The organism is Ramlibacter sp. (genome assembly GCF_028292805.1).
GTDB lineage: Bacteria > Pseudomonadota > Gammaproteobacteria > Burkholderiales > Burkholderiaceae_C > Ramlibacter.
Genome location: NZ_JAQGLS010000169.1, coordinates 1 through 13,574 on the forward strand (window position 1 = coordinate 1; position 13,574 = coordinate 13,574).

At 69.1% G+C, this 13,574-nt stretch carries 17 protein-coding genes and 1 riboswitch; of the genes, 11 read left to right on the forward strand and 6 right to left on the reverse strand.

The features are described 5' to 3' along the window. The first annotated feature begins 96 nt into the window (after window positions 1-96). The gene (locus tag JWP65_RS10540) at window positions 97-444 is read left to right on the forward strand and encodes a M20/M25/M40 family metallo-hydrolase (RefSeq protein WP_299763448.1); all 348 of its coding nucleotides are present in this window, start codon (window positions 97-99) and stop codon (window positions 442-444) included. After that, entirely contained in the window at window positions 441-1,418 is a 978-nt protein-coding gene (locus tag JWP65_RS10545) for a tripartite tricarboxylate transporter substrate binding protein (protein WP_299763450.1), read from the forward strand. The genes JWP65_RS10540 and JWP65_RS10545 overlap by 4 nt, the downstream gene beginning before the upstream one ends. Before the next feature lie 86 nt (window positions 1,419-1,504). Here JWP65_RS10545 and JWP65_RS10550 read toward each other — a convergent pair whose 3' ends face one another. After that, the gene (locus JWP65_RS10550; protein ID WP_299763452.1) at window positions 1,505-1,864 is read right to left on the reverse strand and encodes a DUF4148 domain-containing protein; all 360 of its coding nucleotides are present in this window, start codon (window positions 1,862-1,864) and stop codon (window positions 1,505-1,507) included. 119 nt (window positions 1,865-1,983) lie between these two features. After that, window positions 1,984-2,592, reverse strand: a complete 609-nt coding sequence (locus JWP65_RS10555) for a Crp/Fnr family transcriptional regulator (RefSeq protein ID WP_299763454.1) — start codon at window positions 2,590-2,592, stop codon at window positions 1,984-1,986. A 429-nt stretch (window positions 2,593-3,021) separates the two neighbouring features. Here JWP65_RS10555 and JWP65_RS10560 point away from each other — a divergent pair, with 429 nt between their 5' ends. Together JWP65_RS10560 and JWP65_RS10565 are read left to right on the forward strand one after the other, a co-directional pair. Further along, window positions 3,022-3,201, forward strand: coding sequence for a CsbD family protein (locus JWP65_RS10560; protein ID WP_299763456.1), 180 nt, complete (start codon window positions 3,022-3,024; stop codon window positions 3,199-3,201). Beyond that, complete coding sequence (locus tag JWP65_RS10565; protein ID WP_299763458.1) at window positions 3,198-3,389, forward strand: hypothetical protein; 192 nt, start codon at window positions 3,198-3,200, stop codon at window positions 3,387-3,389. Before JWP65_RS10560 ends, JWP65_RS10565 begins: the two co-directional genes overlap by 4 nt. A 4-nt stretch (window positions 3,390-3,393) precedes the next feature. Here the strand turns inward: JWP65_RS10565 and JWP65_RS10570 are convergent, their stop codons facing one another. Then, the gene (locus JWP65_RS10570) at window positions 3,394-3,954 is read right to left on the reverse strand and encodes a DUF1439 domain-containing protein (RefSeq protein WP_299763459.1); all 561 of its coding nucleotides are present in this window, start codon (window positions 3,952-3,954) and stop codon (window positions 3,394-3,396) included. A gap of 98 nt (window positions 3,955-4,052) precedes the next feature. Further along, window positions 4,053-4,210, forward strand: a riboswitch (FMN riboswitch). An 87-nt stretch (window positions 4,211-4,297) separates the two neighbouring features. Here JWP65_RS10570 and JWP65_RS10575 point away from each other — a divergent pair. After that, window positions 4,298-4,786 (forward strand): 6,7-dimethyl-8-ribityllumazine synthase, encoded by a 489-nt coding sequence (locus tag JWP65_RS10575; RefSeq protein ID WP_299763461.1) that lies wholly within the window; start codon window positions 4,298-4,300, stop codon window positions 4,784-4,786. Window positions 4,787-4,961: 175 nt separating this feature from the next. On the opposite strand, the gene JWP65_RS10580 is transcribed toward JWP65_RS10575, so the two are convergent. Next, window positions 4,962-5,630, reverse strand: a complete 669-nt coding sequence (locus tag JWP65_RS10580) for a hypothetical protein (protein WP_299763463.1) — start codon at window positions 5,628-5,630, stop codon at window positions 4,962-4,964. A 726-nt stretch (window positions 5,631-6,356) separates the two neighbouring features. On the opposite strand from JWP65_RS10580, the gene JWP65_RS10585 reads away from it, so the two are divergent. The 5 genes from JWP65_RS10585 (at window position 6,357) to JWP65_RS10605 (ending at window position 11,146) form a co-directional block, all read left to right on the forward strand. Beyond that, a complete protein-coding gene (locus tag JWP65_RS10585) occupies window positions 6,357-7,505 on the forward strand; it encodes a sensor histidine kinase (RefSeq protein WP_299763465.1) in 1,149 nt (382 codons plus the stop codon). 4 nt (window positions 7,506-7,509) lie between these two features. Continuing rightward, window positions 7,510-8,601, forward strand: a complete 1,092-nt coding sequence (locus JWP65_RS10590; RefSeq protein WP_299763467.1) for a sensor histidine kinase — start codon at window positions 7,510-7,512, stop codon at window positions 8,599-8,601. Continuing rightward, the gene (locus tag JWP65_RS10595) at window positions 8,588-9,361 is read left to right on the forward strand and encodes a LytTR family DNA-binding domain-containing protein (RefSeq protein ID WP_299763469.1); all 774 of its coding nucleotides are present in this window, start codon (window positions 8,588-8,590) and stop codon (window positions 9,359-9,361) included. The genes JWP65_RS10590 and JWP65_RS10595 overlap by 14 nt, the downstream gene beginning before the upstream one ends. Window positions 9,362-9,386: 25 nt before the next feature. Next, window positions 9,387-9,806, forward strand: coding sequence for a hypothetical protein (locus tag JWP65_RS10600; RefSeq protein WP_299763471.1), 420 nt, complete (start codon window positions 9,387-9,389; stop codon window positions 9,804-9,806). Between the two features lie 116 nt (window positions 9,807-9,922). Then, window positions 9,923-11,146: a vanadium-dependent haloperoxidase gene (locus JWP65_RS10605; RefSeq protein ID WP_299763472.1), complete on the forward strand. Its 1,224-nt coding sequence runs from the start codon at window positions 9,923-9,925 to the stop codon at window positions 11,144-11,146. A gap of 146 nt (window positions 11,147-11,292) precedes the next feature. Here JWP65_RS10605 and JWP65_RS10610 read toward each other — a convergent pair whose 3' ends face one another. Both JWP65_RS10610 and JWP65_RS10615 read right to left on the reverse strand, forming a co-directional pair. Continuing rightward, the gene (locus tag JWP65_RS10610) at window positions 11,293-12,270 is read right to left on the reverse strand and encodes an AraC family transcriptional regulator (RefSeq protein ID WP_299763474.1); all 978 of its coding nucleotides are present in this window, start codon (window positions 12,268-12,270) and stop codon (window positions 11,293-11,295) included. After that, window positions 12,270-12,809, reverse strand: a complete 540-nt coding sequence (locus JWP65_RS10615; RefSeq protein WP_299763476.1) for an OsmC family protein — start codon at window positions 12,807-12,809, stop codon at window positions 12,270-12,272. Before JWP65_RS10615 ends, JWP65_RS10610 begins: the two co-directional genes overlap by 1 nt. 313 nt (window positions 12,810-13,122) lie before the next feature. Between JWP65_RS10615 and JWP65_RS10620 the strand changes: the two genes are divergently transcribed. Next, window positions 13,123-13,574 (forward strand): class I SAM-dependent methyltransferase (locus tag JWP65_RS10620; protein ID WP_299763478.1); only part of this gene is annotated, 452 nt, incomplete at its 3' end.

Below are 13,574 nucleotides of genomic sequence, written 5' to 3' on the forward strand. Positions count from 1 at the left end.
ATTCCCAACGAGGCCTTCATCTAAGGCACCTGCCGCACGCTCGGCACCGCGACGCTGAACCAGCTGATCGAGGGAATCGAGCGCATCAGTACCCACGTGGCGCAGGCCCACCGGGCAAGCGCGGAAGTGATCATCAAGCCGGGCTACCCGACCACGGTCAACCATCCGCACGAGGCGCGCTTCATGGCGCAGGTGATGGGCGCCATGGTGGGCGCCGGCAACGCCCATGACGACGTGCTGCCGGCGATGACCGCGGAAGACTTCGGCTTCATGCTGGAGAAGGTGCCGGGCGCCTACGGCTTCATCGGCAACGGCGCCGGCGGCAAGCCGGGCGTGAACCTGCACAACGCCGGCTACGATTTCAACGACGACATCCTGGGCCTGGGCGCGAGCTTCTGGGACCGGCTGGCGCGCCAGTGGATGCAACAGGAGAAAACCGCATGACTTCTCGCCGCCACGTGCTGGCACTGGGCGCAAGCTCCCTGGCCGCGGCCCTGCTGCCGCTCGCCGCCGGGGCCCAGGCCTCCTGGCCGAGCCGCACGGTCAAGATCATCGTGCCCTATCCGGCGGGCGGCGTGAACGACGTGGTCGCGCGCATGCTGGGCGAGCGGCTGCGGCCGTTGCTCGGCCAGTCGGTGGTGGTCGACAACCGCGCCGGCGCCGGCGGCACCATCGGCATGGACGCCCTGGTCAGGGCCGATGACGGCCACACGGTGGCCTTCGCCGCCATCAGCCCCCTGACGCTGAACCCGCACATCATGAACGTGCAGTACGAGCCGCTCAAGGACGTGCAGGCGGTGGCCTCGGTGATGTACGCGCCGGTGTACGTGCTGGCCACCTCGCGCTTTGCCGGCAGCTTGCAGGACGCCATCGCGCGCACCAGGGCGCAGCCGCGCAAGGTAAGCATCGCCAGTTCCGGCTTCGGCACGCTGGGCCACATCATGATCGAGCAGATCCGCCGCAAGTCGGGCGCCGACCTGGTCCATGTTCCCTACAAGGGCGGCGCGCAGCTCATCACCGATGCGGCCGGCGGCCAGTTCGACCTGCTGGTGGCCAACCCGTTCGCTCCGCTCAACAACCTGATCGACCAGGGCAAGCTGCGGGTGCTGGCGCTGACCGGGCCGCGCCGCCTGCCCAACCTGCCGCAGGTGGCGACGCTGGCGCAGCTGGGCTATCCGGAGGCCAACCTCACCTCGCTGTTCGGCTTTTACGCCCCGGCCTCGATGCCACCGGACGTGGTGCGCCGCTTGAATGCCGACATCAACAAGGTGCTGGCCGAGCCACAGGTGCAGCAGCAGCTGCGCACGCTGGACAACGTGCCGAGCACCGGCACGCCGCAGCAATTCGCCGCCGTGATCCAGCAGGAGCACGCGGCCAATGCACGGATCGTGAAAGAGGCGAACATCAAGGCCGAGTGAGGACCGCACGAGCGAATCCCGGGCCGCCGCAAGGCAACCCGGGATCGGTGGCGCTCAACCCTGCCCAGCGGCCGGCGCCGCGGCCGTCACTCCGCCTGGGCCCGCGCCAGTTCGGTGGCGGCGGACCGGGCCGGAGCGTGCATGCGCGCCAGGTAGCTGGAGCCGCTGTCCTCGCTGGAGAACGCGGCGACCGCATTGCGCGAGGCCAGGAACTCGTTGGTCACCTTGGCCCGCGTCGTGCTGCTGCGGAACTGCGCCAGCTGGTCGTGGTCGTCGGCCCAGGGGTTGATGCCGGCCAGGCGGTACCGCAGCAGTTCCTGCCGGACCTGGGCCCGCGAGGCCGTGGAGACGAAGGGGCTGGTCTCCACCGTCGGAGTTTCGGCAAGGGCGCTGCCGGCGGCGGCGGCGATCGCGAGGGCAAGGCAAGTGGCGTGGGTGCGGTTCATGGTGATGCTCTCCAGTGAAGATAGGACCTGTCGGCGCCAGCAAACAAGGCATCCGACAACCCGAATACTGAAGAAGCCTGCCTGCTTGGGCAGTGCGCTGACGCACCCGATTTCGCGATTCAATGGGCCAGCGGGCGGCTGGCGATCTGCTTGAGGCGATCGAGGTCGCGCACCACCAGCGCGCCGTCCTGCCTGGCCAGCACGCCGGCCCTGGTCAGCGCCGACAACTCGCGCGTGACCTGCTCGCGGTAGCTGCTCACCAGGTTGGCCAGGTCGGCGTGCTTTGGAGCCGGCTCGATGCGCACTTCGTTGCCTGCGGCGTCGCTGGCCCTGGCCAGGCGCAGCAGCTCGAGGCAGACCCGCTGCTGCACGCTCAGCGTGCTCAGGTCGACCACGCGGTCGATCAGGCTGCGGGCCAGGTCGGTCAGGCGCAGCAGCACCCGCTCGTTGACGGCCCACTCCTGCTGCAGCAGCGCGCGGAAGGCCGCCGACGGCATCGAGGCGAGCAGCCCCGGCTTCAGCGCGATGACGTCGGCCGAGCGCGGCCGGCCGTCGAGCGCCGAGAGCTCGCCGAACGACGTGCCGGCGCACAGGTCGCGAAAGCTGGTCTCGCGCCCGCCCGGCGAATAGCTCGTCACGCGCACCGCACCGGCGACGATCAGGTGCAGGTCGCGGTCGCCCTGCTCGCGCGCGATGAGCGTCCGCCCGGCCTCGAAGTGACGCCACACGCACTGCCGACTGATGCCGTCCAGGCGGGGGACGGGCAGGCCCCGGAGCAGTTCGATGCTCCGCAAGCCAAGGCTGCAAGCTTGCACTGGTGCGGACATGGGCCCTCCCCGTGAACGCTCGGGCCTTCGCCTGCCGCCATGGTGCGCAAAGGCGCCGACCGAAGTCCCCTTGTACGCCTGCCAAGGCCACGTCGGCAAGGGGGCCGGGGGGACGCGCACTGGCTCATGTCCGGCTCGCACTTCGAAGCGCGCATGCTCGTGCGCCAAGGTTGCGCCGCCCGCCGCAGCAGAGCGCTGTGGGACAGGACCCACGTCGAGGGGAGCGCATTCCTGTCCGCCTTCACCCCGACAGCAGCGCACTGTGGTCGAGCCAGTCTCGACAAGCCTTCCGGCCCATTCGGCTGCGCAATCCACAGAGGAAGGCACACCATGAACAAGGACCAGGCACAAGGCGTCGCGAAGGACGCACTCGGCAAGGTGCAGGAGACCGCCGGGCAGGTCACGGGCAACCGCGAGCAGGAAGCCAAAGGGCTGTTGAAGCAAGCCGAAGGCAAGGTGCAGAAGACCTATGGGGATGCCAAGGACGCACTGAAGGACGCCGGCAAATGACGGACCCTCGCAACATCGCCCACGACAAGAAGGTCCAGCAGGAAAAGAAGCACCGCCACGAGGAAATCGCCCCCGGGGCGACCCACGCGGTGCAGCCGGGGAAGAAGCCTCACATCGAACCGGCCGTGGCGGAGCCCGAAGCGCCGGCCGCCGAGGTGACCAAGGACAGCGAGCAACAGGCAGGCTGACCGGTCAGCGGCGCGGCTTGGGACCGAACCAGATCACCAGGCCGTCCTCGACCACTTCGATCCGCTCCGGCTCGAAGCCCATGGTGTCGGCGAGCCCCAGCTCGCGCCGCGTGAAGCGGTGCAGCACGAACTCGCCGACCGCCTCGCGCGCCAACGCCGGCAGCACCAGCTGCAAGGTCTGCGCAGTCTCCTGCGGCAGTCCCGCAACGCGCAGCGCCAGGATCTCCAGCCGGTGCGCCCGCAAGGTCTGGTCCGCCGGTTCGTAGCGCAGCGCGAACACCACATCCAGCTCCCCGGACTGCGCCTGGCGCAGCTGCGCGCCGCCCACCTGCGCCAGCAGCATCGCGCCCAGCTGGTTGTGCGTGGGCCGCAGGTGCAGGCTGGGCGCGCTGATTTCCGCCTCGAGCAAGCCCCGCATCCCTGCCCGCACCGGAAAGCGCGCCGACAAAGCTTCGTGCAGCTGCGCAGCGGAGATCTTGTGGCGCGGCCCCGGCTGTCCCTCCTGGGCCAGCAGGCGCCCGGCGGGCCAGCAGCCCAGGGCCGTGAGAAGGAGGCGGCGGTCCATGGCTCGATTGTGGCCCGCCGGCATGTCGCGTGGGCAAAGCCACAGCAGGAAGGGGCATTCGCGCCTCGGCTTAAAATCGCGGCGCCGGCTGTTGCCGGCAGCGTTCTCAGGGCGGGGTGCGATTCCCCACCGGCGGTAGCCGCGTCGCAAGGCGCGGGAGCCCGCGAGCGCCCGGTTGCGCGCAAGCGCGGCCGGGGTCAGCAGACCTGGTGCGATTCCAGGGCCGACGGTGACAGTCCGGATGAAAGAGACGCAAAGCCTGGTCCGCGCGCATGCCTGCATGCTGCGCGACGGGGCTGCGCCTGCGCCCTGGTTCTGGCAACCCCCTCGCCAAGGCACCACCATGAATCAGACCCCTACCCCGCTCCCCAACGGCAATCGCCTGCGCGTTGCCGTCATCTGCGCCTCCTGGCACCAGGACATCGTCCACCAGGCGCGCGACGCGCTGCTGGCCGAATTCGAGCGCGGCGGCGTGCCGCCGGGCCGCGTCGACCTGTTCGACGTGCCGGGCGCGTTCGAGCTCCCGCTGTGCGCCCGCAAGCTGGCCCGCAGCCGCCGCTACGACGCCATCGTGGCGTGCGCGCTGGTCGTCAACGGCGGCATCTACCGCCACGAGTTCGTCAGCAGCGCCGTGATCGACGGCCTGATGCGCGTGCAGCTGGACACCGAGGTGCCGGTGCTGTCGGCGGTGCTGACGCCGCGCGACTTCCACGAGCACGACGATCACCTGGCGTTCTTCAAGCAGCACTTCGTCAAGAAGGGCACCGAAGTCGCGCGGGCCTGCCTGCAGACGATCGCGCTGCACCGCGGGCTGGAGGCGCCGGCGGGCTGATTGGCGCCGGTGTCGCGCGGGATCGCGCCGACGCTGCTGCTTTGGCTCCAGCGCCCGCTGGTTGAAGTGGGAGCCTTGCGCTGTGGCGCGCGCCTGGATGACGAGCCGCAGGTGGCGCCGATTGCAGCCTGCTGGTCCTTGGTCAGCGTCCCGGCTTCCAAGCTCGCCGATGGTTCTACCGTCTCCCCACCGAGCCGCGCGACCAGTTCGGCAGCAAGCGCGTCCTCCGATTCGCGAAGTAGGCTTTCAGGCTCTTGCCGTAGTCGCGATGGAGGACGGCCATCACCTGCGGCACGTCGAGCAGTTGCCGCACTTCCGGCGCCAACGCGCAGTGGGCGCTCAACCATGCCGCGCTTCGCACGAGCAGGCCGGCGTCGACGCTGAAGTAGTCCGGGCCAAGTTTGCGTAGCGCGTCGAGCCCCCGCGAGGCGCACATGCGGGCTTGATCCGCCCCGCCTGGATCGACGTCGCTCCTGCCGGCGGCTTCGACGTCCAGCAGTTCCTGCAAAGCAATGGACAGCCGCAAGACTGACACGGACTTGCTGCCGTGGAAGTCGACCTTCATGAACCGTTGCACGAGCTTGCCCCCTGGCACCGGCTCCACGCCTGGGCGAAGGGCGCGGCGCAGCGCGAGCCGCAACGTTCCCGCCTTTGCCGCGTGCTGGGCCCGGGTGACCTGGCAGCAAAGCAGCAGCAGCTCTTGGCACCTCGCGCTGCCTGTCTTGCCGGCTCCTTCGAGCCGGCCCGACGCTTGCAAGGACATCGTCATCGCCGTGTCCAGATCGCCCGGCTGAGCGATCGCACGGACATGCACCGGATAGAGGACGCTGTCGTGCCGCGGCACCCGTCCCGAGATCGCCGCGCGGAAAAAGGTCGAGCGCCGCCTTGGCGCTTCCTCTCGAAAACAGCAGCTTCATCTCTTCGGCGAGCAGAACCAGGTCGAGCGCGCCTGCGGAGTCACCTTCCACCTGCAACCGACCGCCGTTCGTCAGGACCATCGGATCGAAGAACTGCCGCGCGCGCACCGGCATTTCGGCGCGGGATGTGAGCAGGCTCTTTTCCAGGCCCGGTTGCCACCTCGCGGCGAGCTTCCCCGGGTCTTCGTCGAGCATCAGCCGGCAGTACGACTCTTGGGCGCGGCTTTCGTTGCGGTCTTGGGTGCGCAGGGCCCCGCGCCCGCCTACCTTGCATCTTCCCGAAGACCGCCGGCTGCGCTTGCGCAAGGCCCTGCGGGGACCTTGCTCGGCACGGGCAATGGGCCGCTGGCGCCACCCGCGAGCGCGTGGGCGGTCCGGGGAAACACTCGGTAGATGCCCTGTGGGCCGCAGTGGGCCTCCCAAGCGGACCAGCTGCTTGAACCATTCGGACTTGGCGCTTTCTCAGACCCTGGCGGACTTGCCGCGCGGACGCCAACTCATCGTTGGGCGCGTCCGTGCCCAGGATGAGACAGCCGCGCTTCGTCGGGCTGCAGCCCCATTCATCCCGCGGGATCCCCTGCTCGTCACGCAGTCTGGCATCTCATGCCGTCCGGGTCCAGAATGCTCCGCAACGCACCTTCCGGGCCCCTTCGATGTTCGTCCCTTTCCGGCTGGCATGCCCGCCCGGCGCCCGCGGCTATCTGGCGCGCGTGCTACGCGCGCTCGACGGATGGCGCATCGCCGGCGCCGCGGGTGCGGCCGTGCTCCTGTCGCTGGGGGTGCTGGTCAGTCCTTCGCTGCTGGATTTCTTTTCGCCGGCGGAGATCGCGGTCGCCTGGCTGGAGCACCTGGCCGAGCTCGGCGTGCTGGCCGCTGGCCTCTTGTTGGCGTACACCCTCCTGGACGAAGCACTGCCGCGCACCTTGCAGCTGCGCCTGGCCCTCCTGTGCGCACTGCTGTTCGTGGCGGCGTGCGGGCTTGCCGTCCTGCTGTACGCCTACTACGCGCACGGCTTTGAGCACCTGCCGCCGCCCTTGCGGCTGCTCTCCGACGCGCTGCACTTCGGGCTGCCGGCGGTGTTCCTGGCGATCATCGCCGACCTCCACCAGCGTTCTCTTCGAGCGGACTGCGCCGCTTACGCCGCAGAACTAGCGCGCGTGCAGCAGGACCAGGGGGACGCGGAGCAGCAACTCGCCCTGCTGCAGGCCCAGATTGAGCCGCACTTCCTCTTCAACATGCTTGGCAACGTGCGGCGCCTCTACCGGACGCGGCCGGAAGACGGCGCCGGCGCCATCGACAGCCTGATGCGCTACCTGCGCAGCGTGATGCCGCAAGTGCGCAACACGAACGGCACGCTCGGCGACGAGATCGCGCTGGTGCGCGCGTACCTGGAGCTGTACCGCATCCGCATGGGGCCTAGGCTCGCCTTCACGATCGAATGCGACGCGAGGCTGCTGCAGCTCCAATTCCCCCCCATGCTGGCGATGACCCTGGTCGAGAACGCGATCAGGCACGGGGTCGAACGGGCCGGCGGGGGGCACGTCCTGGTCCGCGCGCGCACCGGCCGCGCAACCCTGGAGCTTGAAGTGATCGACGACGGACCGGGATTCGGTGGTGCGGCCAGCAGCGGCACGGGCGTCGGCCTCGTGAACGTGCGCCGGCAGCTGGCCGCACGCTATGCGGGCCGGGGCCGGCTCGCCCTGACCGCCGTCCCGCCGCATGGCGCCTGCGCGCACATCACCCTGCCGCTTGGGGCGGTGCCTGCCGCCTCGCCGCCCCGGCCCGGAACGCAGGAGGCCTGACGGCATGCGACCGCAGTCCGCACCCGCTCTATTCGCCGCGCAGCCGGGCGAGCTCGTGCGGCATGTGCAGGAGTGGTCGACGGCGCACCCAGGAGCGCTCACGATGGCGAGCTTGCTGGCGATCGCCGCGCCGCTCCGGTTCCTCATCGGTGCGCTCAGCGTGATGCAGCAGCCTGCCACCGAGGACGTGCTTCAGCTGGCCGGCTGGTGGCTGCTTTATGCGGCGGTGTTCTGGCTTGCGCTGCTCCTCGCCGGGGAAGCCGGCGAGCGCGTGTCGGCGCGCGCGGGCCGGCTGGCTCGCACCCTGCTCTGGCCGGCGCTTGCCTGCGGCTGCGCGGCAGCGGCGAACCTTGGCGCTGCCGGCCGGGCCCGCATCCTGATCGAGCAGGGGGTGGTGCAGGGCGCCTTGCCCATGCACCTGTACGGTTTCGCACTGTCCTTCGCCCTGGCGCTGATCTACTTCGCGCACCTGTGGCGCAGCCGCAGCCACGAGGACGCGGCCGCGCGGCTGGTGGCGGCGCAGCGCGCCCAGCGCGAAGCCAGGCGTCGCCGGGTGCAGATGGACCTGCAGGCAGTGCAGGCGCGCATCGACCCCGCCTTGTTGTTCGGCATGCTCGATGCGGTTCGGCTCGCATACGCGAACGATCCGCCGCGTGCCGAGCGCCTGCTGGACGAACTGATCGCATTCCTGCGGGCATCGTTCCCACATTTGCGCAGCGTGTCATCCAGCGTGCCGCGCGAGGCAGAGCGGGCTCGCGCCTATGCGCAAATGCTGTCGCTGGCCGCAGCCGGCGGCTGGAGCATGACACTGGACATCTGCGAAGCCGCGCGGCATGCGCGATTCCCACCGGGCGCTCTGCTCCCGCTGGTGGACGACGCATTGCGAACCCGCGGCGGCCAGTGCAAGCTCACCGCCTCGTGCACGGCGGGCACGTGCCGCGTGGTTCTGGACCTGCCCGCACGACCGTCCGACAGTTCGGTGCAGCGGGTCCAGGCCCTCCTGCAGGAGATCGACGGCGCGCCAGCGCGCGTGATCGTCGCTGCCCAGGGACGCCGCGCCACCGTGACGCTCCAGGTTCCCCATGAGACCGCCTGAGCTCGAAGTGCGCCGGCCGACCGCGGTGATCGCGGAGGATGAGCCGCTGCTCGCCGACGAGCTGGCCGAGTTGCTGCAGTCGCTGTGGCCGCAATTGCAGGTCGTGGCACGCGCCAGTGACGGTGTGGTCGCGCTCCACGCCGTCGAAGAGCACAGCCCCGACGTCGTCTTCCTCGACATCCAGATGCCGTTGCTGACCGGTCTCGAGGTGGCGCGCCGCATCAGCGGAACCTGCCACATCGTGTTCATCACCTCGTACGACGTCCACGCGTTGCAGGCTTTCGAGGCCGGTGCAATCGACTACGTGCTCAAGCCCCCCACCGCCGCCAGGCTGCTGACCACCCTGCAGCGGGTGAAGGACCGCCTGCAGCGGCCGGTCAGGGACGTACGCGGCGCGCTGGAGCAGATCGGGCAAGCCTCGCCCCGGCCGCGCAGGCACCTGCAGTGGATCAACGCTTCCCGAGGGGCTGCCGTGCGCCTGATCACCGTCGAGGAGATCCTGTACTTCAGGTCGGACCAGAAATTCACGCTGGTCGTGACGGCTGATTCGGAGTCGCTGATCCGCAAGACCATCCGCGAGTTGAGCGACGAACTGGATCCCAGCATGTTCTGGCAGGTGCACCGCTCCACCATCGTCAGCCTGTACGCCATCGACAGCGTGGTCCGCGACGAGCGTGGGAACCTGAGCCTGCGACTGAAGAACCGGCCGGAAACCCTTTCCGTGAGCGAAGCCCATACGCACCTGTTCCGGCAGATGTGAACATCCAACAGAAAGGAGCCACACCATGGCTGACGAGGAATGCAGGAACCGCCACGCATTGAGCCGGCGCCAGGCGGTCGCCCTGCTCGCCGCCTTGGGCATCGCGGACGATGGAGCGGCCCAGGACCCGCTGGCCGTCGATCCCCGCTCGTTCCGGGTGGTCGTCGAAAACGAGAGCGTGCGCGTGCTCGAGTACAAGAGCCGCCCGGGCCTGGGCGTGTGCGGCCAGGGGTTGCACTTCCATCCAGCGCATGTCACGGTCTCCCTGACCGGCGCCAAGTTGAAGAAGACGGAGAACGGCAAGGTCAGCCTGGTGGACGTCCCGCCCGGGCACGTGTTTTATGCGCCGGCGGAAACGCATGCGGCCGAAGTGATCGGCGGTTCCGGCACCCGAACCTACATCGTGGAGTTGAAGGGTCGGGACTGGAAGCCCAGCACCGGCTGATTCATCCCGCCCGCGCGGTACCGGTGCATCGATTTCGCGCATCCGTCGCAGCGCCCTTCGCCGGCGCCACGCGACTGCCTACATTGGCATTTCCTCCCCACGTCCAAGGAAGTGCCATGTCCCGCCTTCGCAATCCGCTGCTGTTCTCCGGCCTGCTCTGCGCCCTCGTCCCCGCACCGGCGCGTGCCGACATGGTCACCGACTGGAACGACAAGGCCGTCGCCGCGGTGTACGCCGCGCGCATGAGCCCCGATGCGCAGGCTCGCGGGCTGGCGATCATGCACATCGCCGTGTTCGAAGCGCTGAACTCCATCGAGCCGCGCTACACGCCGTACCGCGCTCGGCTGCCCGCGGAGCCGGGCGCGCTGCCGGATGCGGCCGCCGCTGCCGCCGCCCACCACACACTGATTCGCCTGTTTCCCGACCAGGCGAGGGAGTTCAACGCCACCTTGCAGGCAGCGCTGGCCCGGCTGCCGGACGGTCCCGCAAAGGCCAGCGGCATCCGCCTGGGCGAACGCGCCGCCGCCGCAATGCTCACGGAACGCGAGCAGGACGGCGCCGACGGGCCCATCACCTACCGGCCCTTCACACTGCCGGGCAAGTACGTGCCGACGCCTTTCCCGGCGTCGTCGACCTGGGCGTCCGTGCGGCCGTTCGCGCTAAAGTCTGGCGACCAGTTCCGGCCACCCGCGCCATACACCCTGTCAAGCGCGCAGTGGGCCGCCGACTACAACGAGGTCAAGCGCATGGGCGGCAAGGCGAGCACCGCCCGCTCCCCCGACCAGAACGACATCGCGCGCTTCTGGCAGCTCACGGGCGTGGCGACATACAACCCGGTCACCCGCCATCTTGCGACGGTCAAGGGGCTCGATCTGCTGGATTGCGCCAGGCTGTTCGCGCTGTCCTCCATCGTCACGGCGGACACCGCGATCGCGATCTTCGACGCCAAGTACGCCTACTCGTTCTGGCGACCGGTGACGGCGATTCGCAACGGCGACATCGACGGCAACGACGCCACCGCGCTGGACGGTGGCTGGGAGCCGCTGATGGCCACGCCCATGCACCCGGAGTACCCGTGCGCGCACTGCACGTTCCAGGCCGCGGCAGCTGGAGTGCTGCAGGGGCTGTACGGTGACGCGGTCCCGAAGTTCACGCTGACCAGCGCCGCGGCGCCCGGCGTCAACCGCTCCTTCGAGCGACTCTCCGATTACGTCAATGAAGTGGTCAACGCGAGGGTCTACGAGGGAGTGCACTACCGCACCTCGGGCGAAGTGGGTGCTGCCCTCGGACGCAGCATCGCCGACGAAGTGTTGAAGACCCAGATGCGGCCGGCGCGCTGACCGCGGGGCGCGCGCGGGCAGCCTTCGCTGGATCGGACGCCAGGCCGAAAGCGTGCTGTACGAGCGCGGCACAAAGACCACCGGCACACCCTCGGCGCTGCCGAACGATTCAATGCCGGGCAGGCACCTGCTTGAGCGAACAGCATTCATGAGTGGAGCTGCCCTTGATTTCGGGTGGCGCCGGTGCGCCACGCCGCCGGGGGCATACCAAACTCGCGCCGAAAGGCCCGGGTGAACGCGGGATCTGTCTCGTAACCCACATCCTTCGCGACGCGGGTGATGCTCGATGAGCTGGTTTTCAGCATCCCGGCGGCCAGCGCCATGCGCCATCGGCCAAGGTAGTGCATGGGCGACTGCCCAACAAAGTGGGTGAAGCGCTCGGCCAACACCGAGCGCGAGATCCCGCACTCGCGCGCCAGCGAATCGACGGTCCAGGGATGCGCGGGCTGCCCGTGCATCAAAGCCAATGCCTTGCCGACCACCCGGTCGCGCACGCCGGCCAGCCAGCCGGTCTGCTCCGGCCCCAATTGCGCCATGTACCGGCGCAAGGTTTCCACAAACAGCACCTCGGACAGCTTGGCCAGCACCCCCGCGCCACCCGGCCGTGCCGCCGCCGCCTCGGCCACCGCGTAGCGGATCGACAGTTCAAGCCAGCCCGGATCGTCCTGGCCGCGCAGGTTCACCGTCAGCACCCGCGGCAGGGCTGTGAGGATGGGCCGGCACAGCCGCGGGTCGCACGAGAGATAGCCGCAAACAAACCGGCTGATGGCTCCGCCTCCGCCGAAGCGCACCTCTCGAGGGCCGCGCCGCAGCAGCGCCAACAAATCGGCCGGGGGCGCAGGCGCCACGTCCGGTGCCGATGACATGGTATGGGCGTCGCCATGCGGAAACACGATCACATCCCCGGCCTGGAGCATGGCGGTGGGCGCGCCCTCCACCTCCATCCTGCACTGGCCCTCGGTCAGAAGATGGAAGATCACCAGCCGTTCGGTGCCTGGGTGCATCGTGTGCATCACGGTCGATGCCTGTGGGGAAGAAAAACACCACGGGGCGCTGAACCGCGCGTTGAAGAACACCGCGCTGTTCAGGCGTACCACCCTTAGGACTTCGGACAATGCGTCCATCAGGCGCCCGGCACGGATTGCAGCTGAACAGTCACTTCGAGGTCAACGGCGACTTCGTGTCGCAGCGCTTGGGCCATCGGCGAGCGGCGATCAGCCGAGACCACCAACGCCCGCAAAGCTGTTTCCGAGGCTTCGGTGCTGTGCAGGGCCACTTTCAACCAGCACCGCAGGGGACCGGAAGAAACACCAGCAGTTCCGAGCAGGCCCCGGACGTCGGACTCGCTGTGCGCCTCCACCTGGAGCCGGGTCAGCGCGACGCCCTGTTGCGCTGCCTCCATCGCGATGCTGGTGGCCATGCACGAAGCCACGCCGGCCCGGAAGTACCAGCCCGGCGACGGATGGCTGCCGCCCCCACCCAGCACGACAGGCAGGTCGGTGCTGAGCTCCAGCGTCGGCGACGGATGAAGCAGCCGCGTGCCCAAGCCACCGATCCAGACGGCGATGGCCGGGGAGTCTTCCTGCCGAGCAGCCGACGGCCTTCGGTCGAAGGTCTCACATGCGCGCTGTAGCGACGAGCGAATATGCGATTGCGTGTCCATGGGCGCTCCAGGGGTCATTGCATTGTCGGCAAATGACTGGTCTTCGTCGACAGGCGCAGAGCCCAAGAAGAGAAAACCAGGGTCCAGGCCCTGGACGAGCTCAGCTGTCGATAGAAAGCGAGCATCAGGCAAGACAGGCGGTGTTTCGGACAAGGCGAAAAGCATCGTCGCGGCCAATACTGGAGGCCATGAACAGAGAACCCGCCGGCCGCGATGACGCCAGCCTGCACGCGCGTCAGGCGGCGCTGCCGGACCCGTACCGGCCGACCCGCCGCGGCCTCGTGAGCCACCCCCTTGATCAAGGAGCAATGCCATGACAGACCAGACCAGCCCCACGACCAACCCCAACCAGGCCCTCTGGGAAAAAGGCGATTTCACGCGGATCGCCGCGGCCATGCGCGAAAGCGGCGCGGCGCTGGTCCAGTCGTTCGGCATCGCCCGGGGCCAGCAGGTGCTGGATCTCGGCTGCGGCGACGGAACGACGGCGATCCCCGCCGCCCAGGCCGGGGCCACTGTGCTCGGCGTGGACATTTCTCGCAACCTGGTGGAGGCCGGCAATCGGCGCGCCGCGGACCTGGACTTGGCGAACTGCCGCTTCCAGCAGGGCGACGCCTGCGACCTTGCCGGCCTGGAGAACAAGCGCTTCGACCGCGTCGTCAGCATCTTTGGCGCCATGTTCGCGCCCAAGCCCTTCGACGTGGCCAGGGAGATGGTCCGCGTGACGAAGCCCGGCGGGCGCATCGTGATGGGAAACTGGATCCCGAA

What these genes read in the sequence shown, in the direction of transcription:
- JWP65_RS10545 (WP_299763450.1), top strand. Translation starts at nt 441, where the DNA reads ATGACTTCTCGCCGCCACGTGCTGGCACTGGGCGCAAGCTCCCTGGCC.
- JWP65_RS10550 (WP_299763452.1), bottom strand. Translation starts at nt 1,864, where the DNA reads ATGAACCGCACCCACGCCACTTGCCTTGCCCTCGCGATCGCCGCCGCC.
- JWP65_RS10560 (WP_299763456.1), top strand. Translation starts at nt 3,022, where the DNA reads ATGAACAAGGACCAGGCACAAGGCGTCGCGAAGGACGCACTCGGCAAG.
- JWP65_RS10565 (WP_299763458.1), top strand. Translation starts at nt 3,198, where the DNA reads ATGACGGACCCTCGCAACATCGCCCACGACAAGAAGGTCCAGCAGGAA.
- JWP65_RS10570 (WP_299763459.1), bottom strand. Translation starts at nt 3,954, where the DNA reads ATGGACCGCCGCCTCCTTCTCACGGCCCTGGGCTGCTGGCCCGCCGGG.
- JWP65_RS10575 (WP_299763461.1), top strand. Translation starts at nt 4,298, where the DNA reads ATGAATCAGACCCCTACCCCGCTCCCCAACGGCAATCGCCTGCGCGTT.
- JWP65_RS10585 (WP_299763465.1), top strand. Translation starts at nt 6,357, where the DNA reads ATGTTCGTCCCTTTCCGGCTGGCATGCCCGCCCGGCGCCCGCGGCTAT.
- JWP65_RS10590 (WP_299763467.1), top strand. Translation starts at nt 7,510, where the DNA reads ATGCGACCGCAGTCCGCACCCGCTCTATTCGCCGCGCAGCCGGGCGAG.
- JWP65_RS10595 (WP_299763469.1), top strand. Translation starts at nt 8,588, where the DNA reads ATGAGACCGCCTGAGCTCGAAGTGCGCCGGCCGACCGCGGTGATCGCG.
- JWP65_RS10600 (WP_299763471.1), top strand. Translation starts at nt 9,387, where the DNA reads ATGGCTGACGAGGAATGCAGGAACCGCCACGCATTGAGCCGGCGCCAG.
- JWP65_RS10605 (WP_299763472.1), top strand. Translation starts at nt 9,923, where the DNA reads ATGTCCCGCCTTCGCAATCCGCTGCTGTTCTCCGGCCTGCTCTGCGCC.
- JWP65_RS10610 (WP_299763474.1), bottom strand. Translation starts at nt 12,270, where the DNA reads ATGGACGCATTGTCCGAAGTCCTAAGGGTGGTACGCCTGAACAGCGCG.
- JWP65_RS10615 (WP_299763476.1), bottom strand. Translation starts at nt 12,809, where the DNA reads ATGGACACGCAATCGCATATTCGCTCGTCGCTACAGCGCGCATGTGAG.